This is a genomic window from Rhodovulum sp. PH10, from assembly GCF_000293785.1.
GTDB lineage: Bacteria > Pseudomonadota > Alphaproteobacteria > Rhizobiales > Xanthobacteraceae > Rhodoplanes.
Genome location: NZ_AKZI01000150.1, coordinates 1 through 21,105, shown reverse-complemented (window position 1 = coordinate 21,105; position 21,105 = coordinate 1). Strand labels below are relative to the sequence as shown.

17 protein-coding genes are annotated in these 21,105 nt (G+C 68.6%); 6 read left to right on the top strand and 11 right to left on the bottom strand.

Annotation, left to right across the window (positions count from 1 at the left end):
• The 6 genes from A33M_RS19710 to radA all read right to left on the bottom strand — a co-directional run bounded on the left by A33M_RS19710 (position 1) and on the right by radA (position 5,239).
• Entirely contained in the window at positions 1-741 is a 741-nt protein-coding gene (locus A33M_RS19710; RefSeq protein ID WP_008391013.1) for an SDR family NAD(P)-dependent oxidoreductase, read from the bottom strand.
• Between the two features lie 147 nt (positions 742-888).
• Entirely contained in the window at positions 889-1,143 is a 255-nt protein-coding gene (locus tag A33M_RS19705) for a CopG family antitoxin (protein WP_008391011.1), read from the bottom strand.
• Positions 1,109-1,417, bottom strand: a complete 309-nt coding sequence (locus A33M_RS19700; RefSeq protein WP_008391010.1) for a BrnT family toxin — start codon at positions 1,415-1,417, stop codon at positions 1,109-1,111. Before A33M_RS19700 ends, A33M_RS19705 begins: the two co-directional genes overlap by 35 nt.
• A gap of 101 nt (positions 1,418-1,518) precedes the next feature.
• Positions 1,519-3,006 (bottom strand): amidophosphoribosyltransferase, encoded by a 1,488-nt coding sequence (purF, locus tag A33M_RS19695; protein WP_008391008.1) that lies wholly within the window; start codon positions 3,004-3,006, stop codon positions 1,519-1,521.
• A 117-nt stretch (positions 3,007-3,123) separates the two neighbouring features.
• Positions 3,124-3,732 carry a CvpA family protein gene (locus A33M_RS19690; protein WP_008391006.1) on the bottom strand — a complete coding sequence of 203 codons (609 nt, stop codon included), beginning with the start codon at positions 3,730-3,732 and terminating at the stop codon, positions 3,124-3,126.
• Between the two features lie 91 nt (positions 3,733-3,823).
• Positions 3,824-5,239, bottom strand: a complete 1,416-nt coding sequence (radA, locus tag A33M_RS19685) for a DNA repair protein RadA (RefSeq protein WP_008391005.1) — start codon at positions 5,237-5,239, stop codon at positions 3,824-3,826.
• 153 nt (positions 5,240-5,392) lie between these two features.
• Here radA and A33M_RS19680 point away from each other — a divergent pair, with 153 nt between their 5' ends.
• From A33M_RS19680 to A33M_RS24240, 3 genes are all read left to right on the top strand, one after another.
• A complete protein-coding gene (locus tag A33M_RS19680) occupies positions 5,393-5,788 on the top strand; it encodes an MbcA/ParS/Xre antitoxin family protein (RefSeq protein ID WP_008391002.1) in 396 nt (131 codons plus the stop codon).
• A 19-nt stretch (positions 5,789-5,807) separates the two neighbouring features.
• On the top strand, positions 5,808-6,503 hold the full coding sequence (locus A33M_RS19675) for an RES family NAD+ phosphorylase (RefSeq protein WP_202801969.1): 696 nt from the start codon (positions 5,808-5,810) through the stop codon (positions 6,501-6,503).
• A gap of 84 nt (positions 6,504-6,587) precedes the next feature.
• Entirely contained in the window at positions 6,588-6,959 is a 372-nt protein-coding gene (locus tag A33M_RS24240; RefSeq protein ID WP_157223581.1) for a hypothetical protein, read from the top strand.
• A 64-nt stretch (positions 6,960-7,023) separates the two neighbouring features.
• Here A33M_RS24240 and alr read toward each other — a convergent pair whose 3' ends face one another.
• Complete coding sequence (alr, locus tag A33M_RS19670; protein WP_008390995.1) at positions 7,024-8,235, bottom strand: alanine racemase; 1,212 nt, start codon at positions 8,233-8,235, stop codon at positions 7,024-7,026.
• 282 nt (positions 8,236-8,517) lie between these two features.
• The gene (locus A33M_RS19665) at positions 8,518-10,020 is read right to left on the bottom strand and encodes a replicative DNA helicase (RefSeq protein ID WP_040622008.1); all 1,503 of its coding nucleotides are present in this window, start codon (positions 10,018-10,020) and stop codon (positions 8,518-8,520) included.
• A gap of 599 nt (positions 10,021-10,619) precedes the next feature.
• On the opposite strand from A33M_RS19665, the gene A33M_RS19660 reads away from it, so the two are divergent.
• From A33M_RS19660 to A33M_RS19650, 3 genes are read left to right on the top strand one after another with little or no spacing between them, the layout of a single operon-like run.
• Entirely contained in the window at positions 10,620-11,984 is a 1,365-nt protein-coding gene (locus A33M_RS19660; RefSeq protein WP_008390989.1) for a flagellar hook protein FlgE, read from the top strand.
• A 27-nt stretch (positions 11,985-12,011) separates the two neighbouring features.
• Positions 12,012-13,874: a flagellar hook-associated protein FlgK gene (gene flgK, locus A33M_RS19655; RefSeq protein WP_008390987.1), complete on the top strand. Its 1,863-nt coding sequence runs from the start codon at positions 12,012-12,014 to the stop codon at positions 13,872-13,874.
• Between the two features lie 5 nt (positions 13,875-13,879).
• Entirely contained in the window at positions 13,880-16,357 is a 2,478-nt protein-coding gene (locus tag A33M_RS19650; protein WP_157223580.1) for a flagellin hook IN motif-containing protein, read from the top strand.
• A gap of 676 nt (positions 16,358-17,033) precedes the next feature.
• Here A33M_RS19650 and flbT read toward each other — a convergent pair.
• The 3 genes from flbT to A33M_RS25105 form a co-directional block, all read right to left on the bottom strand.
• A complete protein-coding gene (flbT, locus tag A33M_RS19645) occupies positions 17,034-17,453 on the bottom strand; it encodes a flagellar biosynthesis repressor FlbT (protein ID WP_008390982.1) in 420 nt (139 codons plus the stop codon).
• Positions 17,454-17,755: 302 nt separating this feature from the next.
• Positions 17,756-18,121, bottom strand: a complete 366-nt coding sequence (gene flaF, locus A33M_RS19640) for a flagellar biosynthesis regulator FlaF (RefSeq protein WP_040622001.1) — start codon at positions 18,119-18,121, stop codon at positions 17,756-17,758.
• A 294-nt stretch (positions 18,122-18,415) separates the two neighbouring features.
• Entirely contained in the window at positions 18,416-20,695 is a 2,280-nt protein-coding gene (locus tag A33M_RS25105) for a flagellin N-terminal helical domain-containing protein (protein ID WP_008390978.1), read from the bottom strand.
• Positions 20,696-21,105: the final 410 nt, after the last annotated feature.

Here is a 21,105-nt window from a genome sequence, read left to right as displayed (position 1 = left end):
TCAGTCCGGCAGGTGGTAGGTGAGAAGCCGCCCCTGGCGGACGTCGAACAGCCGGCCGGTCTCGGTGAAGGAGGGCAGGCACAAGGGCACGATCGCCTTCGCCACCTCGTCCGGCGTCGGCAGCGTCTCCGGGTCCTCGCCCGGCATCAGCGTCGCCCGCATTTTCGTCCGCGTCGGGCCGGGATTGACGAGGTTCACCTTGACCGGGGTCGTCACCGTCTCGGCCGCATAGGTGCGCGCCATGATCTCGAGGGCGGCCTTGGAGATCGCATAGGGCCCGCGATAGGCGGTCGCCTTGTGGGCGGCGCCGGAGGAGAGAAACACCGCGCGCCCGGCCGCCGAGCGGCGCAGCAGCGCGTCCATCGCCCGGATCAGATGCAGGTTCACGGTGACGTTGACCTGCATGGTGTGCTCGAAATCCTGGGTCTCGACATGGGTCAGCGGCGACACCGGGCCGAGCCGGCCGGCATTCGCCACCATGACGTCGAGCCGGCCGTAGCGCTCGTCGAGCGCCTGGACGAGGCGGACGAGGCCCTCGGTGTCGCGCAGGTCGAGCGGCACCAGGGTGGCGCTGCCGCCCTTCGCCTGGATGGCGTCGTCGAGCTCCTCGAGCCCGCCCTGGGTGCGGGCGACGGCGACCACATGGGCGCCGGCCTCGGCGAGCGCGACGGCGAGGGCATAGCCGATGCCGCGCGAGGCGCCGGTGACGAGGGCGATCTTGTCGGCGAGGGGAAGAGACATGCGACGTCAACTCGTTGGTGAAAATGGCAAGGGATCGTGCCGCCGTTTTTAGCCGGATGTCCCGCCGGCACAAGGGGAAGCCGCCCGGCGCAATGCCGCGGGCGCCGATGGGGGAGATGTCGACCAGTCCGAAGAAGGCGACCGCGGTCAGCGGCGCTCTTGCACGGCGCGCTCCAGCGCCATGCGGATGAACCGCTGGTACGGCACGCCGGCGCGCTTCGCCTTCGCCTGCACCGCCTTCAGGAGATCCGCCGGAAGCCGGAGGTTCACCGACCTGTCCTTCGGCTTCATCTCGAACTGCACCTCGACCAGGCCGGAGAGGTCGTAATCGGCGAGGTCGGCCGTCGCCACGAAGGCCTCCGCCTCGTCATCGGTCGTCAGCGTCGGAAGCTTCTTCTTCATGGTGCCTCACCTCCTTCGCATGCATGTAGCGCGCGCTGATGGGGCGCAGGAGCGTGTGCCGGCCGCGTCGCCGCAGTGTGAAGACGAGAAACACGAACCGTCCGGCCTCGGTTCTGCCGATCGCCTTGAACCGCTCCTCGTGTGTCGAATGCGCGGGGTCGGGAGCGACGCGGACCGGACGGCGAAAGAGATCCTCGATCTCGGCAATGGTGACGCCGTGCCGCTCGCACTTGGTGCGGTTGCCGACGTCCCAGTCGAAGCCCGAGAACTCCATCGCGCGACCTCACGGTCGTGTAGGCATTCGTGGAGGCAATCGTCAACGCACGGCGCCGTGAGGCCGCCGGAAGCCCGGCTCGAAGGACGGTCGTGAAACCCTCAGCTCGCCTCGGCGAGCAGCGAGAGCTGGCGCTGCGGCTCGGCGGCCTCGGCGCGGTCGGTCAGCGGGGTCGGGTACTCGCCGGTGAAGCAGTGGTCGGTGAACTGCGGCCGCACCGGGTCGCGGCCCTTCTCGCCGACCGCGCGGTAGATGCCGTCGACCGACAGGAACGCGATCGAGTCGGCGCCGATATATTCGCGCATCTCCGCGATCGAGTGGGTGGCGGCGAGGAGCTTCTCGCGCTCGGGCGTGTCGATCCCGTAATAGTCCGGATGCGTGATCGGCGGCGAGGCGATGCGGAAATGCACCTCGGTGGCGCCGGCCTCGCGCATCATCTGCACGATCTTCACCGACGTCGTGCCGCGAACCAGCGAATCGTCGATCAGCACGATCCGCTTGCCCGCCACCACCGCGCGGTTGGCGTTGTGCTTGAGCCGCACGCCGAGTTCGCGCACCGCCTGGGTCGGCTGGATGAAGGTGCGCCCGACATAGTGGTTGCGGATGATGCCGAGCTCGTAGGGGATGCCCGCCTCCTGGGCGTAGCCGATCGCCGCCGGCACGCCGGAGTCCGGCACCGGCACCACCACGTCGGCCACCGCCGGCGCTTCGCGCGCCAGCTCCAAACCCATGTTCTTGCGGACCTGATAGACGCTGCGGCCGCCGACCACCGAGTCGGGCCGGGCGAAATAGATGTACTCGAAGATGCAGGGGCGCTCCTGCATCGGGGGGAACGGCTTGTGGGTGTGGGCGCCGGTCTCGTCGAACACCAACACCTCGCCGTTCTCGACGTCGCGGATGTATTTGGCGCCGATGATGTCGAGCGCGCAGGTCTCCGAGGTGAGGATCGGGCAGCCGTCGAGCTCGCCCAGCACCAGCGGGCGGATGCCGAGCGCGTCGCGTGCGCCGATCAGCTTCTTGTTGGTCATCGCCACCAGCGAGAACGAGCCCTCGAGCGCCCGCAACGCCTCGATGTAGCGCTCGACGAACCGGGGCTTCCGCGAGCGCGCGACGAGGTGGAGGATCACCTCGGTATCGCTCGTCGATTGCATCATCGCGCCTTCGTGCACCAGCTGGCGGCGCAGCGACAGGCCGTTCGTCATGTTGCCGTTGTGGGCGACGGCGAAGCCGCCGGTGTCGAGCTCGGCGAACAGCGGTTGCACGTTGCGCAGGATGGTGCCGCCGGTGGTGGAGTAGCGCACATGGCCCACCGCGATGGTGCCGGGCAGCTGGTCGATCACGTGCGGCTTGGAGAAGGTGTCTTCCACGAGGCCGAGGCGCCGCTCGGAATGGAACTGCTGGCCGTCGAACGAGACGATGCCCGCCGCCTCCTCGCCGCGGTGCTGCAGAGCGTGCAGCCCGAGCGCGGTGAGGGCGGCCGCGTGCGGATGCCCGAAAATGCCGAACACGCCGCATTCTTCGCGAAGGCGGTCGCCGTCGAGGAGCGGGTCGAACACCGACGAAAATCCTCGCTCGGTCGAATCAGTCATGGCAGTTCCTTCGCGGCGCGCATGCGGGGGTCCAAAAACAGTCCGACGCGCGGGTCCTCGCGGAACCGCGCACCGTCGCGTGGCGTGTCTCGACGTCTGTCGTCGTTCTCCGCCGCGTCACGGCAGTCCATCGAGCGGGCGTTCCGAGACGAGCGCTGCGCGGTGGTCGGGACGGCCGGCGTCGGAGCGCTGCTCGGGGGTGTCCCGATCCTCCTCCGGAGGCCGTTTCTTGAACCGCTTCAAGATGGTGTTTTCGGGGTCTTCCGGCAACAGCGACATCAGCCATTGGCCGGTGCCTTGCAGGACGACGCGCGAGCGGGCGTCGCGCACGCCCTCCGGCTGGGATTTGGTCGGCACCAGCCAGTCGAAGAAGATGAAGGCCACCACCACGATGAGAAGGCCGCGGCCGAGCCCGAACAGGAAGCCGAGCGTGCGGTCGAGCGCACCGATCCGGCTGTCGAGGATCCGGTCCGACAGGCGGACGGTGAGGGCGGAGACGATGATCAGCACGAGCAGGAAGACGCCGCCGGCGGTGGCGCCCATCGCGACGTAATCGTTGTTGAAGTACTGCTTCGCAACCGGCAGGAGTCGCGGATAGGAATAGAGCGTCACGATCGCGGCGGCGCCCCAGGCCGCGATGGAAAGAACCTCGCGCATGAAACCGCGGACCATCGCCAACAGCCCGGAGACGAGCATCACGACGATCAGGAAGATGTCCAGGTACATCGAAAACGGGCTCGCTGTCGGCACGACGGCTGCGCGGCGTCGGCGGCCCGACCCCGTGCGGCCCCGTGTATAGCGGTCCGAGCCGGCGGCGTCACCCGTTTGTCTCGGCGATGCGCGGTTTCCCCCCGGGGCGTGGCGAAGGGGCGACGTGGGCGACGAGATCGATCAGCGCGGCGAGCGGGGCGAGCGCCAATCCATCGGGCTCGCCGGCGGCCCGCGTCGCCTCCGGCACCACGGCGCGAGCAAAACCGAGCTTTTGCGCCTCCTTCAGGCGGGCCGGGGCATGGACGACCGGGCGGATCGCGCCCGACAGCGAGATCTCGCCGAAATGCACGGCATCCGGCGGCAGCGGCGATTTTGCGAGCGAGGAAACCAGCGCCGCGGCGGCGGCGAGGTCGGCCGCCGGCTCGCTGATGCGCAGGCCGCCGGCGACGTTGAGATAGACGTCGCATCCGCCGAGCTTTATTCCGCAATGCGCCTCGAGCACCGCCAAGACCATGGCGAGGCGGCTCGGGTCCCAGCCCACCACCGCCCGGCGCGGCGTGCCGAGCGAGGTCGGGGCGACGAGGGCCTGAATCTCGACCAGCAGCGGCCTCGTGCCCTCCATCCCGGCGAACACCGCGGTGCCGGGCGCCCCGAGGTCGCGCTCGGAGAGGAAGAGGGCGGAGGGGTTCGCGACCTCGGCGAGCCCGCCGCCGGTCATCTCGAACACGCCGATCTCGTCGGTCGGGCCGAACCGGTTCTTCACGGCGCGAAGGATGCGGTAGTGGTGGCCGCCTTCGCCCTCGAACGACAAGACCGCGTCGACCATGTGCTCGACCACGCGGGGCCCCGCGATCTGGCCGTCCTTGGTGACATGGCCGACCAAAATCACCGCCGAGCCGGCGCGCTTGGCGTGGCGGATCAGGAGCTGCGCCGAGGCGCGCACCTGCGTCACCGTGCCGGGGGCCGACTCCACCATGTCGGTCCACATGGTCTGGATCGAATCGATCACCACGAGCCGCGGCGTCTTTCCGTGCGACAGCGTGGCGATGATGTCCTCGACCGAGGTTTCGGCGGCGAGCTGCACCGGCGTGTCGGTGAGGCCGAGCCGGGCCGCGCGCAGCCGCACCTGCGCGACCGATTCCTCGCCGGTGATGTAGACCGAGCGGTGCCCGGCCTCGGCGAGCGCCGCCGCGATCTGGATCAGCAGCGTCGATTTTCCGATTCCCGGGTCGCCGCCGACCAAGAGCACCGAGCCCGGCACCAGCCCGCCGCCCGCCACCCGGTCGAACTCGCCATTGCCGGAGGGCAGCCGCGGCGCCTGCGCGTCCTCGCCGGCGAGCGGCGCCAGCGCGAACGCGCGGCCTTTTCGCGGGGGCCGGCCGGGACCGGCGGCGCGCGCCTCGCCGGCCGCGCCTTCCTCGGAGATGGTGTTCCACTCGCCGCAGGCGTCGCACTTGCCCTGCCAGCGATTGTAGGCGGCGCCGCAGTTTTGGCAGACGAACTCTCGGGTGCTCTTGGCCATGCCGGACTTGGAGAGCGGCGGGGGAGGGAAGTCAACGATTCGGGCGTTTGCCTGTACGGAGACGAGAAGGCGACGAGCGCGCGTGGGGGTGGCGTTTCGGGGCGTTCGTGCTATATGAGGGTGGAGCGCTGCGGATTTGCAGAAGTATGCCAGATGAACGCCGTTCTGCAGAAGGTGGAAAATCTGCCGGTCGATGCCCACCGCGCCGCGCTGCAGGGCTTTTTCGGCATCGTGACGCGCTGGGGCGCCGACAACGCCACCGCCCGGCGCATTCTCGGCAATCCGGCCGAGCGGACTTTTTTCGCCTGGAAGAGCGCGCGCGGCGGCCGCCTGCCGGACGACACGCTGCGCCGGATCGGTTACGTCGCCGGCATCTGGAAGGCCCTTCAGATCGTCTATTCGGACCCGGCGCAGGCAGACGCTTGGCCGTCGCGCCCGAACGAGGCGTTCGGCGGCCAGACGCCGCTCGCCCGCATGGCGGCCGGCGACGTCACCGACCTCGCGGCCGTGCGGGCCTATGTCGATGCCGCTCGTGCCCCGTGGTCCTGATCCCGTGGCGCCCGAGGCCGTGCCGTCGCGGCAGGTGGAATGGCAGAAGGCGTGGCGGATCATCGCGTCGCGCTACCCGCCGATCGATTTGTTCGAGCGCGTCTCGTCCGATCCTGCCGTCCAGGACGCGCTGACGGCGCTCGAGCAGGCGACCAATCCGCGCCTGCGCGACGAGATCGGCGAGATCCGTCTGGTACCGCCGCACCGCCGGGTGAGCGGCCCCGGCGCATCGTGGGTGATGGCGGCATTCACCCACGTGAACCCGCGCGGCTCGCGTTTTTCGGACGGCACCTTCGGCATCTATTACGCCGCCGAAACCCTTTCGACGGCCGTCGCCGAGACGGCGCACCATTTCGGGCGCTTCGCCGCCGATGCGCACGATCCGCGGCGCCGCGAGGATTTCCGGGTGCTGGTGGGCACGGTTTCGCGCCGGCTCGACGACGTGGCGGCGATGCCACCACCGGAGCGTGCCCGGCTGCTCGATCCGGAGTCGTATGACGCGAGCCGCCCGTTCGGCCGCGCCCGCCGTGACGCAGGGAGCGACGGCCTCGTCTATCCGAGCGTGCGCGCGCCCGGTGGCGAGTGCATTGCCGCTTTCTGGCCAAATGTCGTCGGCCTGCCGATCCAGGAGCGCCACCTTCAATACGAATGGGACGGGACTCGCGTGTCGCGGTGGTTCGACTATTCATGCGACCGGTGGTTTAATATGGTGTGAAGTGAATTGGTCGATGGCGTCCGTCGGCCGGTGGACGTGAACGGATTTTGGCGAGAGTTTTTTGTCGGTCAGGGAGCTTGTCCCGTGGGTGAGAGAGCGGAATTAGGCTTTACCGATCTTTTGAAAAATCCAGTGGTCGTCGCGGGAATGGCCGGGTTGATTGGTGCTTTCGTAACTGCCGAGTTCACCTACTGGAACCGAGATCGCGAGCTGAACATCCGGCTCGTCGAGATCGCCATCGGCATTCTGCGGGACGACCCCGAAAAATCGGGGGTTTCAGCCGCAAGGCGTTGGGCAATCGACGTTATTCAGATTAATTCGGGCGTAAATTTTGAACAAAGTGAGCGAGATGTCCTTTTGAGAAAACCAATCGGGTACAAAGGATACAGTGGTGATTGGTTTGATGATGGATGGTGGGATGAGAAAAGTGGAGCTAGTGGGAAGGACAAGCGATGACTCGTCATCTGCCAGAAAGGTATCCCCCCAGACCGGGACACAGTGAGCCTCGCAATATGGAGACTCACCCCCGCCACGTCCGGTGATACCGTCTGCCGAGGCTGGTCAAGACCTCGTAGCCGATCTGGCTCCCGAACCCTGCGATGTCGTCCACCAAGATGCCGTCGCCGATGAGGGTGACGGAATCGCCGCGGCGCGGCGAGGCGAGCGGCAGCGCGGTGACGTCGATCGCCATCAAATCCATCGAGATGCGGCCGACGATCGGGCAGCGTTTTCCCGCCACCACCGCCTGCGGGCCGGTGCGGCTCGCCTTTGCCTGCGCCCCGACTGCCGCGCCCGCGCGCAAAAAACCATCGGCGTAGCCGATCGCGGCGATTGCGAGGCGGGTGTCGCCGGGCGCCGTCCAGGTGGCGCCGTAGCCGACCGTCTCGCCGCGCGGCACGTTCCGTACCTGCACGATCCGGCCCTTGAGCGTCACCACCGGGCGCATCGGGTTTTTGGCGGCGGGCATCGGGTTGAGGCCGTAGAGGGCGGCGCCCGGCCGCACCAGGTCGCAGTGCGTCGACGGCCCGAGAAAGATGCCGGACGAATTGGCGAGCGAGGCGTCGACCCCGCGAAAGAGCGATTTGATCTCGCGGAAAACCTCGATCTGCCGGGCGTTGAGCGGGTGCTCGGGCGTGTCGGCGCAGGCGAGGTGGCTCATCACCAGCGAGATGCCGTGATCGGGCAGCGCCAGCCGCTCGGCGAGCGCCGCGGCGTCGGCGACCGGCAGGCCGTGCCGGTTCATGCCGGTGTCGAAATGCAGCGCCGCGCCGCCGGTCCAGGTGTTGAGGCGGCAAAAGGCGTCCCACTCGACGAGCTCGGGCATGCTGCCGATCACCGGGCGCGCCTTCACCTCGGCGAGCGCCGAGGAGCCGCCCGGCGGGATGCCGTTGAGCACGTAGATCGTCGCCTCGGGAAGAATCTTTCGCAGCGCGCGCGCCTCGAAGAGGTGGGCGACGAAGAAGGTCTTGCAGCCGGCCCGGCTCAGTGCGTCGCCCACTTCCGCGGCGCCGCAGCCATAGGCGTCGGCCTTGACGACACCGGCGCATTCGGCCGGCGCCACCCGGCGGGCGAGGTTTTGCCAGTTGGCGACGATCGCCGCGAGATCGATGGTGAGCACGCCGCCGGTATCGAGCACCGGCGGGCCGGCCTCCGCGACGGCCACCGAGCCGGCGACCGCGCCCGCCGGCTCCCCGACCGTCGGTGCCGCCTGCGCCTGCTTCTGCATCGCCATGGTTCTTCCCCGGAAGCGTCACGCCCGTTTCTGCCGGCGAGTCGGCAGAAAATTCGCGCCGATCGGCCCTAGACCCGTTCGTCCCGCCGGGCAAGGATTTGTCCGCAGGGCGCGCCGTCGGGCACGTCGTCGGGGGCACTGCCTCACCTCTCCCCGCAAGCGGGGAGAGGGAGTGGTGCCGCATTCGGGGCACCTCCCGAGCCTCGTTCGCGCCGTCGTGCGCCGCGTCCGGACCCGACGGTGCAGAAGCCGATATCGCTTCTTCGCCGGAGGCGAGACTCCTCAGTCCTCCATGCGGGCGGGCAGCTTGTCCTCGTCGGCGAGGTCGGAGAAGCGGGTCACCTCGGCCTTGAACTGCAGCTGCACGGTGCCGGTCGGGCCGTGGCGCTGCTTGCCGATGATCACCTCGGCCTTGCCGTGCACCCGGTCCATCTCCTCCTGCCACTTGAAGAACTCTTCCGTGTTGGGGCGCGGCTCGCGGTTCTTCAGGTAGTACTCCTCGCGGAAGACGAACAGCACGACGTCGGCGTCCTGCTCGATCGAGCCCGATTCACGGAGATCCGAGAGCTGGGGGCGCTTGTCGTCGCGGCTCTCGACCTGGCGGGAGAGCTGGGAGAGGGCGAGGATCGGCACCGCCAGCTCTTTTGCCAGCGCCTTGAGGTTGGTCGTGATCTCGGTGATCTCCTGGACGCGCCCCTCCGACGCCCGCTTGGAGGAGCCCGACAACAGCTGGATGTAGTCGATCACCAGAAGGTCGAGGCCGCGCTGGCGCTTGAGCCGGCGGGCGCGGGCCGCGAGCTGGGCGATCGAGAGGCCGCCGGTCTCGTCGATATAGAGCGGGATCGTCTCCATCTCGCGCGCCGTCTCGGCGAGGCGGTCGAAGTCGGCCGGCTCGATCTCGCCGCGGCGGATCTTGTAGGAGGCGATCTCGGTCTGCTCGGCGAGGATACGGGTGGCGAGCTGCTCGGCCGACATTTCGAGCGAGAAGAAGCCGACGATGCCACCATTGGTCGATTCGATCCGCCCGTCCGGGCGCACCCCGCCCTCCCACGCCTTCGCGATGTTGTAGGCGAGGTTGGTGGCGAACGCGGTCTTTCCCATGCCGGGGCGGCCGGCGATGATCACGAGGTCGGAGCGCTGCAGCCCGCCCATCATGCGGTCGAGGTCCTTCAGGCCGCTGGCGATGCCGGACAGCGAGCCGTCGCGCTGATAGGCCTCCGCCGCCATGTCGACCGCCGCCGTCAGGGCGTCGGCGAAGCGCTGGAAGCCGCCGTCGTAGCGGCCGTTCTCGGCCAGCTCGTAGAGGCTCTTCTCGGCCGCCTCGATCTGGTCGCGCGGGCTCGAATCGACCGGCGAGTCGTAGGCCTCGTTGACCACCTCCTCGCCGATGCCGATCAGCGCGCGGCGCAGCGCGAGGTCGTAGATGGTGCGGCCGTAGTCCATCGCGTTGATCACGGCGGTGGCCTCGGCGGCCAGCCGCGCGAGGTACTGGCTTCCCGTCAGCCCGGCGACGTCGAGATCGGCCGGCAGGAAGGTCTTCAGCGTCACCGGGGTGGCGGTCTTGCCGGCGCGCACCAGGCTGGCGATCAGCTCGTAGATCTTCGCATGGATCGGCTCGAAGAAATGGGCCGGCTCCAGGAAGTCGGAGACCCGGTAGAACGCATCGTTGTTCACCAGGATGGCGCCGAGCAAGGCCTGCTCCACCTCGATATTGTGGGGCGGCGCGCGAAAGGTCGCGGCGCGGTCGGGGGCGGCGATCTTGCGGGCGAGGGAATCCACGGCCATGGCGTCGGCGGTCTCTGGTGAACGGTTCTTGTCTGGGTCGACGCGAGCCCGCCATCGGAACGCGGCACGAAGCTCGGGAGGCGCGGAATAGCGCAAACGGCCGGTCGGCGCGACCCCCGCGCCGGCGGTTTCCTCGAAGATCACCGCCCGAAAAATTTGTCGTTTCGAGGTCGGGCGAATGCGCTTGACGGGGGGCGATTCGGCGAATCCGGCCGGGCGTCGCCACTGGGGCGGGCGATGCCGTGGCAGGACACCTCCGCCGCGGGTGCGGACGCCGGTGCCGTCGCCGGTGCCGGTGCCGGCTGCACGACCCGCCGGGCTCGGGCGAAAAAGTGCGCCCGGTTTGCCGGCTCCGTGCGTTTCAGGGATGTGCCGGTCGGCAGGCGGCGGCGTGGACGATCGTCCTCGCCGGCCATGCCACGCGCGGCAGCTTTTGCCGAGACCGGCCAGTTTTGCCCGGACGCGCCCGCCGCGCGCCCGGATTTCGGCGTTTGCCTCACTGAATCCATTCGGCTTTTTCTCCGGCACGCGGCTTGCTGCCTGCTCTGCGAAGTGCGGTCGCAAGAGTACGACGACCGCTGGTCGAGCTGGAGACGAGAATGGGTATCTTCGGGGCGTTGAGCACCGCCGTCGCCGGAATGCAGGCGCAGTCGTTCGCATTGCAGAACATTTCGGGCAACATCGCCAACTCGCAGACGGTCGCCTACAAGCGCACCGACACCAGCTTCGCCGACATGATCCAGGACGCGCAGCCCGCGCGCCAGGTGGCGGGCAGCGTGATGGCCTCCTCGCGCGGCACCAACACCGTGCAGGGCGACATCCAGGGCAGCTCGGTCGGCACCTTCATGGCGGTGAACGGCGAGGGCTACTTCGCCGTGATGAAGCCGACCAGCGTGGTCGACAACAACGCGGTGTTCAGCGGCGTCAACCAGTACACCCGGCGCGGCGACTTCCAGCCGAACAAGGACGGTTATCTGGTCAACGGCGCCGGCTACTATCTGATGGGCCTCAAGGTCGACCCGGCCTCGGGCAACGTCACCGGCAGCGTGCCGGAGGTGATGCGCATCTCCAACGACTTCCTCGAGGCGCAGCGCACCTCGCTGATCGACTACCGCGCCAATCTTCCGCAGGTGCCCTTCACCAAGACCTACAATCCGAAGGTCGCCAATTCCGAGCTGCTGAACCCGGCCGATTATGCCGCCATCGCGACCGGCGTGACCGGGGCGGAATCCGGCACCTTCATCGAGCAGTCGGTCGGCGGCGGCGCCGTCACCGCCTACAACGAGACCGGCGTCGCGGTGTCGCTGCAGCTGCGTTGGGCCAAGACCGACAGCGCCGCGAACGGCGGCACCGACACCTGGAACCTGTTCTATCAGGTCAACACCAATCCCGGCGCCGCCGATCCGGCCTGGGTGAACGTCGGCACCGACTTCACCTTCGGCGCCGACGGCAAGATGACCAACTCGCCGCCGGTCGAGTCGCTCGACCTCACCGGCGTCACCGTCGACAACGTGGTGCTCGGCGACGTCAAGGTGCGGTTCGGCAGTGGCGGCCTGACGCAGTACGCCGACGCCAACGGCACGGTGCAGGTCAACGCGATCCAGCAGAACGGCTATGCGGCCGGCGCCCTGCAATCGGTGTCGGTGAACGAGAAAGGCCGGGTGGTCGGCTCCTACTCGAACGGCCGCTCGATCGATCTCTACGAGGTGTCGCTCGCCAATTTCAGCGGGCCGAACTACCTGAAGAAGCTCGACGGCGGCGCCTTCGAGGCGACCGACGGCTCCGGCCCGCCGATCTACGGCAATGCCGGCGGCATCGTCGGTGGCTCGCTCGAATCGTCGAACACCGACATCGCCGACGAGTTCACCAAGCTGATCGTCACCCAGCAGGCCTACTCGGCCAATACGCGGGTGATCTCGACCAGCAACGACATGGTGCAGAGCTTGTTGAGCATGCTGCGGTAGCGATCGCAGCTCGCCGGAGAATAGGTCATGAGTCTCACCCAGGCGCTCGGAACCGCGGCGGCCGGATTGCGCGCCGCCCAGACCGGACTGTCGATCGTCGCCGCCAACGTCGCCAATGCGCAGACGCCCGGCTACACCTCGAAGCACGTCGAGACCTCGGCCATCACCGCGGGCGGCGACTTGATCAGCGTGCGGGTGTCGAGCGTCGACCGCACGCTCGACCAGTTCGTCCAGCGCCAGCTCCGCAGCGAATCCTCCGGCGGCGCCTATGCGAGCCTGCGCACCCAGTTCTATCAGCGCCTGCAGGGCCTCTATGGCGACCCCAACTCGTCGACCGCGCTGGAATCGCTCTACAACGACTTCTCGACCTCGCTGCAGGCCCTGACCGTCAGCCCGTCCGACTATTCGGCGCGCACCAACGTGCTGAGCACCGCGCAGGCGCTGGCGCAGCAGCTCAACAGCACGTCGTCGAGCATCCAGGACATGCGGCTCAATGCCGAGCAGGGGCTCGCCGACTGCGTGACCAGCGCCAACGAGTGCCTCACCGGCCTCGCCCAGATCAACACCAAGCTGTCCGCCTCGACCGGCCACGACACCGCGCGCGCCTCGCTGCTCGACCAGCGCGACTATTATCTCGATCAGCTGGCGACGCTGATGGACGTGCGGGTGATGGACGGCGACAACGACATGGTGTCGGTCTACACCAATTCCGGCATCCAGCTGGTCGGCTCGCAGGCGGCGCAGCTCACCTTCGACGAGCGCGGCATGATGAGCGCGCAGGCGGAGTGGTCGGGCGATCCGAGCCAGCGCCAGGTCGGCACCATCTCGCTGCTCAACCGCAACGGCTCGACCATGGATCTGGTGGCGGGCGGCGCGTTCCGCTCCGGCCAGATCGCCGCCTATCTCGAGATGCGAGACGAGGTGCTGCCGGAGGCGCAGCGCCAGCTCGACGAGTTCGCTGCGGCGATGTCGCGCGCGCTGTCGGACGTGACGACCGACGGCACCGCGGTGACCTCGGGCGCCCAGGCGGGCTTCGACGTCGACGTCGCCGGGCTTCAGGCCGGCAACTCGGTGAAGGTGAGCTGGATCGACAACGGCACCGGCGCCACCCACACCGCGACGCTGGTGCGGGTCGACGACCCGAACGCGCTGCCGCTGTCGAACACCCTGACACCCGATCCGAACGACCAGGTGATCGGCATCGACTTCTCGAGCGGTCTCGCGAACGCGATCACCCAGATGAACGCGGCCCTCGGCCCGGCGGTGGAGTTCTCCAACCCGTCCGGCACCACGCTGCGCATTCTCGACGACGGCGCGGCCGCCACCTCCGACATTTCCGCAGCCTCCGTCACCACCACCACGACGGCGGTCGCCGGCGGCACCACGACGCTGCCGTTCTTCATGGACGGCACCCGGGTCTACAGCGGCGCGCCGGGCGAGAACACCAGCCAGACCACCGGCTATGCCGGGCGGATCACCGTCAACGCCGCGCTGCTCGAGGACCCGAGCAAGCTCGTCGTCTACGACACCGGGGTGCCGCAGGGCGACAAGACCCGCGCGAACTTCCTGCTCGACCGGCTGACCACCGACACGCAGGCGTTCTCGCCCGCGACCGGGATCGGCTCGACCGACACGCCGTTCTCCGGCTCGCTGCCGAGCTACCTGCGGCAGGTGATGAGCCAGCAGGGCGCCGCCGCCGCCGATGCGAAGCGGCTCTCCGACGGGCAGAGCATGGTCGTCGACGCGCTGCAGCAGCGCCTCAACGAAGGCTCGGCGGTGAACGTCGACAAGGAGATGACGACGCTGCTCACGCTGCAGACCGCCTATGGCGCCAATGCCCGCGTGTTCACCGTCGTCAATGAGATGCTGCAGACCCTCATGAAGATGTGATCGCCATGACCATCCAGGGACTCGGGACACAGAGCATGCTGCAGGTCGAGCGGCTGGTGTCGATGCGCCGGCAGCTCGACGATCTCCAGCGCCAGCTCGGCACCCAGAAGCGCTCGGACAATTATGCCGGCATCGGCCTCGACCGCGGGCTCACGGTCGGCCTGCGCAGCAACCTGTCGGCGGTCGGCGCCTACGGCGATTCGATCACCAAGATCAGCAGCCGGCTCGATCTCGCGCAGCTCGCGCTGACCGATCTCGACGATGCCGCCCGCACCATCAAGAACGCCGCGCCGAAATCGCAGTTCGTGATCAGCCAGGGCGGCCGCACGCAGGATCAGATCACCGCCCAGGGCCAGCTCGACCGCATGCTCGGCGCGCTCAACACCCAGTTCGGCGACCAGTACATCTTCTCCGGCCTCAGCCCCGATCAGCCGGCGGTGCGGAACACCAACGAGATTCTCAATGGCGTCGGCACCCAGGCCGGCCTGATCAAGCTGATCGGCGAGCGCAACCAGGCGGACATCGGCGCGAGCGGGCTCGGCCGGCTGGTGATCCCGGCGACCTCCTCGACGACTGCGGGCCTCACCGGCTCGGGTGCGTCGCTTTCGCCCGACGTGCTCGCCGTGACGACCGGCGGCAACGATCTCACCGCCTACACCGCCGGCGCCAACGGTACGCTGGAGATCAACGGCGTCGCGGTCGCGGTCCAGGCCGGCGACGACGCGGCGACCATCCGCGACGCGATCAACACGGCGATGGACGCGGCCCCGGCCGGCACGCCGAAGGTTGCGGCCTCGCTCGACGGTGGCGGCCATCTGGTGCTCACGGGTGCCGACGCCTCGGTGTCGGTCGATGTCGGCGCGGGCTCGAGCCCGGCACTGTTGACCGATCTCGGCCTGTCGGTCGGCACCGCCGGCCCGAGCAACCTGATCACGCAGGGCGCGGTGACCGCCGGCCAAACCCTGTCCGTCTCGATCGGCTCGAGCTCCGTGTCGGTGACGTTCGGCACCGGCGCCGGCCAGATCGCCTCGATCGGCCAGCTCAACGCCGCACTCTCTGGCCTCACCGGCGGCACCGCGACGGTCGATCCGTCGAACGGCAATCTCACCGTCACGGCGGCCTCCTCCACCGGCGCGATCACGGTCGGCGGCACGGTGGCGCCCGCCACCTTCGGCCTCGCCGGCACCTCGTCGACGCCGACCAACGTCGTCTCGATCGGCGAGGACGTCGCCGGCTCGGTGTTCGGCTTCAAGCTGAACGCGCTCGCCACCACCGTGTCGGGGGCGACCCTGACGCAGCCGGCCGGCTCGCCGCCCGAAATGTCGATCGATCTCGGCGCCACCCTGCCGAAGGACGGCGACACCGTCACCTTCAGCTTCGATCTGCCGGACGGCACCACCGAGCACATGGTGCTGACCGCGGTGACCACCGCCAAGAGCCTCGAAGGGGCGGGCGGCTTCACCGGGCCGAGCAACACGCTGGGCTTCACGCCGGGGTCGATCACCGTGCAGGCGCCGGGGCTCAACGGCGGCGTCGCCGTCACGATCGACGGGCTGGTGCCGAACGACACCGCGAACTCGGCCGCCTCGAAGATCAACAACGCGCTGTCGGCGGCGGTGGCCGGCAACGGCGGCATCGTCGCCTCGGTGGTCGACGGGCAGGTGGTGCTGACCGCCAGCCACGGCGACGTGGTGACCATGGGCGGCGATTCGGCCACCCTCGACGGGCTCGGCTTCGCCGCCGGCAACCGCACCGGCACCATCGTCGCGCCGGCGACCGAGAAGGGCACCTTCGCGATCGGCACCACCCAAGGCGAGACGCTCGCCAACCTGCACACCGCGCTCGGCGACAATGTGCGCACGCTGGCCCAGACCTCGCTGTCGGCGGCCTCCGCGGTGCAGGCCTCGAACGAGTTCTTCAACGCCGATGCCGCGCATCCGGTGCAGCGGGTCGACGGCCCGCCGTTCGACAGCGCGACCGCGCTGCGTGACGCCACCGCGACCGACACGCTGTCGTGGTACACCGGCGAGGCCGGCTCGACCTCGGCGCGCTCGACCGCCGCCGCCAAGATCGACACCCAGATCTCCGTCTCCTACGGGCTGCGGGCGAACGAGCAGGCGTTCCGCATTCCGCTCGCCAATGTCGCGGCGATGGCGGCGATGCAGTTCGATCCGGCCGACACCAACGGGCAGGGCCGCTACGCCGCGCTGATGGAGCGCATGCAGTCGAATCTCGGCGATCAGCAGGGCGTCCAGAAGATCAAGGACGTCACCTCCGACCTCGCCAACGCACAGACCGCGATCGCCTCCACCAAGCAGCGCCACACGCAGACCACGGCGACGCTCACCGGCCTCCTGGAGAGCATCGAGGGCGTGCCGATGGAGGAGACCGCGGCGACGATCCTGGCGCTGCAGACCAGCCTGACGGCCTCGCTGCAGACCACCGCGCTGCTCTCCAAGCTCAATCTGGTGAATTATCTCTGATACCAGCGGCGAGAGACTAGGACCTCATCCTGAGGGGCCGCGAAGCGGCCGTCTCGAAGGATGAGGCCCGCTCGGTGCCTTCGTCCTTCGAGACACACTCCTGCGGAGTGCTCCTCAGGACGAGGTCGAACTCTGTCGCCGTGGGTATGATACCGTTTCCGAACGATCGGTTCGGACCATCGGTCACGGCACGGCCTTCACCTCTCCCCGCCGGGGAGAGGTCGGACCGCGAAGCGGTCCGGCCAAGGGGAACCTCGAGCAAATTATCAGCGGCTACGCCCCTTGGCCCGGCGAGCTGTGCTCGCCGACCCGCTCCCCACGGGAGAGGGTGAGACCCCGAGCCGTTCAGCTGGAACCAGTATGACAGGCTGTTCGGTCGTTCCGGGCCGGCCGAAGGCGCGAGCCCGGAACCCGTGCGCCCTGTCTTTCCGTATCATGCGGAGCGACCGCAAGACGTCGGCCCCGAGATGGGCCCCGAGATGGGCCCCGACATCGGTCGCGTTCCGATGGCGCCCGTGCTCGGCCGCGACCGGGGCAGCACGCCTCACGGCCCGGACTTCGATGAACGAGGGTGCGGGTGCCGGCGCGGTCGTGCGCGGGCACGCTCCCGGCCCGTCCGTCGAGGCGGCCCCTCGGCGGCCCCTCGGAAGGAGATCGCACGATTCGGCCGCGCGTATCAGGCCGACTGGAGCGCCGCGCCGCGCGCCTGCCGCAGCGCCTGATCGACCAGCTCGGCCTCGTAGGCGATCAGCTTCTTCGCGATCTTCAGCGCCTTGTACATCTCGCCGGCGAGGATGTGGTCGTTGATGCTCTCGATCATCGGCCAGGTGCTCGGCGCCGCCTTGAGGATGTCGCTGACCAGCTTGAAATACACCTCGTGATAGGCGCGGCCGTCCCGCGAGGTGTACATCAGCTGGATCGCCAGATAGATGCGCTTGGCCGGCGTGTCGGCCGTCTCGGCCGTCAGGATGTCCTTCTCGCGCAGGATCGGCGTCTCGCCCTCGATCAGCAGGCGGGCGCGCTGGTCGGTGTTGGTGATCACGCAGTCGCCGAGAATGATGCGTTCGCCGGGTTTGAGCTCGACCTTCAGTGTCATGGCGATCTCCTTCGCGTTCGCAAGATCGTTAACCATAGCGCTTAAGGAAGCGTTAACGAGGGCCTCGCGCGGAGCGGGAAATCGCTGCGCCACGGGCATTTTCGCGACCTGCGGCGGCCGCGCCACGGCCATCGGATCACGGGTGCCGGGCATCGGATCACGAACGCCGGGTACCCGGCAGCGGCCGCGGGTTCGAGGGTACCGGTTCAGGGTACCCGGTCACGGCCGCCGATCGCGCGCGAGCGCGCGCAAGACCGCGGGCGCCGAGAGGGCGCTCGCGGGCTGGGAGAGGTCGAAAGGCGTCAGGGCTGCCCGAGCAGGCCGGCCGCGATCTCGCGATTGATGTTGATCAGCGAGGTCAGCGCCTCGGCCCGCGGCTCGCGCGACATCTCGAGCGTGTGGTTCATCACGAACAGGCCGAGATTGGCGACGTTCTGGCGGATCGCCGCCGGGAGCTGATGGTCCGGGCTCGTCACCGAGGTGAGGAAGATCGTCCAGAGCTTGCGGTTGTAGAGCAGCGCGTCGGTGAGGTCGGCGCGGTCGGTGTCCCAGCCGTCCTTCAGGCGCTGCAGGCGGGCGGCCGCCTTCAGCAGCAGGCGGGCTTCCAGCTCGCGGGGATTCGCGATCTGCTGCGCCACCATTCCGTACGCTTGTGCCGCACTGTGCATCTGAGGAGGCTCCCGCTCGCCCGATCGTCCTTACGATCCTGATCCGTTGTATGTTTTCGGTGTTAAGACTTGCTTGATGCGGACCGCGCGATCGGCGGTATCGGCATGGGCGGCCGGTCCGGGCCGGCCGGAGCCGGGTGGGCGTCGATGGCGATGCCGGGTCGATGGCGCTGCCGGGTCGATTGCAGTGTCCGGGCCGGTGCGCCGGAGGCGCGCGGTCGCGGCGCGCGCCGCCTCGGCGGTCGGAGAGGGGCGAGCGGGGCTTCGACGCCGCCGCCCGCCCGGGAAGAGGGATCAGCCGAACAGCCGCAGCACCGCCTGGTTCGCCTGGTTGGCGAGCGACAGGGCCGTGGTGGAAAGCTGCTGGCGGGTCTGCAGGGCCAGCATGTTGGCGCCTTCCTCGTTCGAGTCGGCGAGCACCAGGCTGTCGGCGCCGGTCTGCAGGGTGTTCACCATGTTCTTGGTGAAGTCCTGACGGGTCTGCACCGTCGACAGGTTGGCACCGAACTTCGAGGCCTGGGTGCGCAGCGTGGTCAGCGCGTTGTTGATCGCGTCGATGATCTGATCGACCTGCGAATTGTCCTGGAAGGAGTTGCCGTTCTGCTGGTTGAGCCCGAGATTGGAGGCGATGTAGGTGACGCCCTCGACCGTCAGGTTGCTGGTGCCGCGCTCGTTGAAGGTGATCTTCAGCTGATCGCCGTTCAGGAGGTTGATGCCGTTGTAGGAGGCGTCCTTCGACAGGTTGTCGATCTGCATCAGGACGTCGTTGTAGTCCTTCTGCAAGCTCTCGCGGGTGGCGTTGTTGGCGCCCTCGTGCTTGGTGCCGGTCTTGGTCTGGGCGCTGGTGCCGAGTTTCGCCAGCGTGTTGGTCGAGCCGCCGATCGTCAGCGTGGTCTGGCTGGTGCCCTGCGCGACCTGGATCGAGTAGGCGTTGCCGGCCACCGAGGCGGTGACGCCGGACAGGTTGGCGAGCGCCTGGGTGAACTCGGCGCGGGTCGAGACCTGGCCGGTGCCCTTGCCGAAGGTGATGGTCTGGGCGAAGCCGCCGTTCGCCGCCACCGTCAGCGTGTCGCCCTCGGCGCCGCCCGAGGCGCCGGCGACGATCTGGTCGAGCAGGCTGGTCGAGTTGTACTGCCCGGGGGTGAGGTTGAGCGCGGTGGTGGCGGTGCCGGACGCGATGTTGAAGTCGACGTCCGCCGTCTTCGCCGTGATGGTCATCTTGCCGGCGACGTTGGTGATGTCGAGATTGGCGGCGATCGTCGCGTTGCCCTTCAGCTTGGCGATCACGTCGTCGAGATTGTCGGTGCCGGCGAGGCCGACCGTCTGGGTCTGGCCGCCATTGCCGTCGTTGGCGTCGATCGTCAAGGAGATGTTGGTGCCGTTGGCCAACGAGTTGTCGATCTCGGCCAGCGTCAGCTCGCTGTTGAAGCTCTTCGTGAGCGCCGTGCCCATGCCGCCGCGCGCGCCGGTGCCGAAATTGTAGTTGGCGGTCGCGGCGTCCAGGCCGAGCGCGGCGGCGACGCCGACGTCGCTCGCGGTGATGCCGATCGCCTGGTCGGTGCCGGCGCCGAGGCTCATGGCGAAGGTGGTGCCGGAGATCGAGGCGGTGGCGGCGCCGCGGTGGGTGTTGAGCCAGCCGTTGAACTCGGCGAGCGTCGAGATCTGCCCGGCGCCGGTGCCGAAGGTCACCGTCTGGGTGTCCTGCCCGGTGATGCTCAAGGCGAAGGTCGAGCCCTGCGCGCCGCCCTGAGCGACGATGTTGTCGAACAGGCTGGTCGAGTCGTGGGCGCCGGCGGTGAAGCCGACCGCGGTCAGGGTGGCGGCGGTCGAGCCCGAGCCGGCGGCGCTGATCGAGAAGTCGACGTCGGCGTTGGCTGCCGTCAGCTCCAGATGACCCGAGCCGTCGTTGGCGATGGTGACGTAGTTGTCGAGCGTGTCGCCGGGGGTGCCGGAGGTGGTGGCGTCGAACACCGCCTTGGTGGCGTTGAAGTCGGCTTCCGTGCCGGCCAGATTGACGTCGAAGGTTTTCGCGACGCCGCCCGAGACGACCCGGATCTGCACGACGCCGGCGGCACCGGGGCCGCCGGGGCCGCCCGAAACGTCGGCGGTGCCGGTCACCGTGCCGAGGATCTCGGCGTCGTTGGTGAAGGAGAGATTCACCGGCTTCGCCTGCAGGTCGTTGGGTCCGACCGCGGTGGTGGTGGCGATCGTCTCGGTCGGGATCGAGCCGGTGACGTTGAGCGCGTCGTAGGTGATGGTGGGCGCGGTCGCCGAGCGGGCCTGCTGGGCGATCGACTTGGCCGACTGCACCAGCTTGGTCAGCGAGGTGATGCCGTTGTTCGCCGCCTCGATGGTCTTGATCGCCTGGCCGATAGAGTCGAGCAGCGAGTTGAGGTCGCCCGCCCGGTCGCCGAGCGACTGCGAGGTGAAGAAGTTCGACGGGTTGTCGAGCGCGGAGTTGACCTTCTTGCCGGTCGCGAGCCGGTTCTGGGTCGTCGCCATCAGGTCGGCCGTGTTCTGCAGCGAGAGCAGGTTCTGGCGGACGCCGGCGGACAAGGTGATGTTGGACGACATTGGAGTGCCTCTCCGTCGAAAATACGTTCGGCGACGCCCGGCGCTGTCCTATCGCGCGCGATTCGCGTGCCGTTAACCATAACGGTAGGGCGAGTTCCTTAACGATCCGATAACGACGTTGGCACTGTTGCGGCGCGCGGGCCGTTTCTTCATCCTTTCTCGAGGAATTACCGGCAGCACCCTCGCGGAGGAAGCGCGTACGGAAAAGCCCGTATGCCGGGTCGGCGCGCGCGGCCGCGGTGGAGCCCGGGCGCAGCCGAAACGAGAATGTCGTGCACGTGCCGACCGAAAACGCGAAACGGCGGGGCTTTCGCCCCGCCGCTCGTCGATGTGTGCGCGGCCCGTGGGCCGCGAGGAGGGTGATCGATCAGAACAGCCGCAGCACCGCCTGGTTCGCCTGGTTGGCGAGC

Coding starts and splice junctions, on each gene's coding strand:
- A33M_RS19700 (WP_008391010.1), bottom strand. CDS start 1,417: ATGGAGTTCTCGGGCTTCGACTGGGACGTCGGCAACCGCACCAAGTGC.
- A33M_RS19660 (WP_008390989.1), top strand. CDS start 10,620: ATGGGTATCTTCGGGGCGTTGAGCACCGCCGTCGCCGGAATGCAGGCG.
- A33M_RS19680 (WP_008391002.1), top strand. CDS start 5,393: ATGAACGCCGTTCTGCAGAAGGTGGAAAATCTGCCGGTCGATGCCCAC.
- A33M_RS19690 (WP_008391006.1), bottom strand. CDS start 3,732: ATGTACCTGGACATCTTCCTGATCGTCGTGATGCTCGTCTCCGGGCTG.
- flaF (WP_040622001.1), bottom strand. CDS start 18,121: ATGCACAGTGCGGCACAAGCGTACGGAATGGTGGCGCAGCAGATCGCG.
- A33M_RS19650 (WP_157223580.1), top strand. CDS start 13,880: ATGACCATCCAGGGACTCGGGACACAGAGCATGCTGCAGGTCGAGCGG.
- radA (WP_008391005.1), bottom strand. CDS start 5,239: ATGGCCAAGAGCACCCGAGAGTTCGTCTGCCAAAACTGCGGCGCCGCC.
- A33M_RS25105 (WP_008390978.1), bottom strand. CDS start 20,695: ATGTCGTCCAACATCACCTTGTCCGCCGGCGTCCGCCAGAACCTGCTC.
- A33M_RS19710 (WP_008391013.1), bottom strand. CDS start 741: ATGTCTCTTCCCCTCGCCGACAAGATCGCCCTCGTCACCGGCGCCTCG.
- purF (WP_008391008.1), bottom strand. CDS start 3,006: ATGACTGATTCGACCGAGCGAGGATTTTCGTCGGTGTTCGACCCGCTC.
- alr (WP_008390995.1), bottom strand. CDS start 8,235: ATGGCGATGCAGAAGCAGGCGCAGGCGGCACCGACGGTCGGGGAGCCG.
- flgK (WP_008390987.1), top strand. CDS start 12,012: ATGAGTCTCACCCAGGCGCTCGGAACCGCGGCGGCCGGATTGCGCGCC.
- A33M_RS19665 (WP_040622008.1), bottom strand. CDS start 10,020: ATGGCCGTGGATTCCCTCGCCCGCAAGATCGCCGCCCCCGACCGCGCC.
- flbT (WP_008390982.1), bottom strand. CDS start 17,453: ATGACACTGAAGGTCGAGCTCAAACCCGGCGAACGCATCATTCTCGGC.
- A33M_RS19705 (WP_008391011.1), bottom strand. CDS start 1,143: ATGAAGAAGAAGCTTCCGACGCTGACGACCGATGACGAGGCGGAGGCC.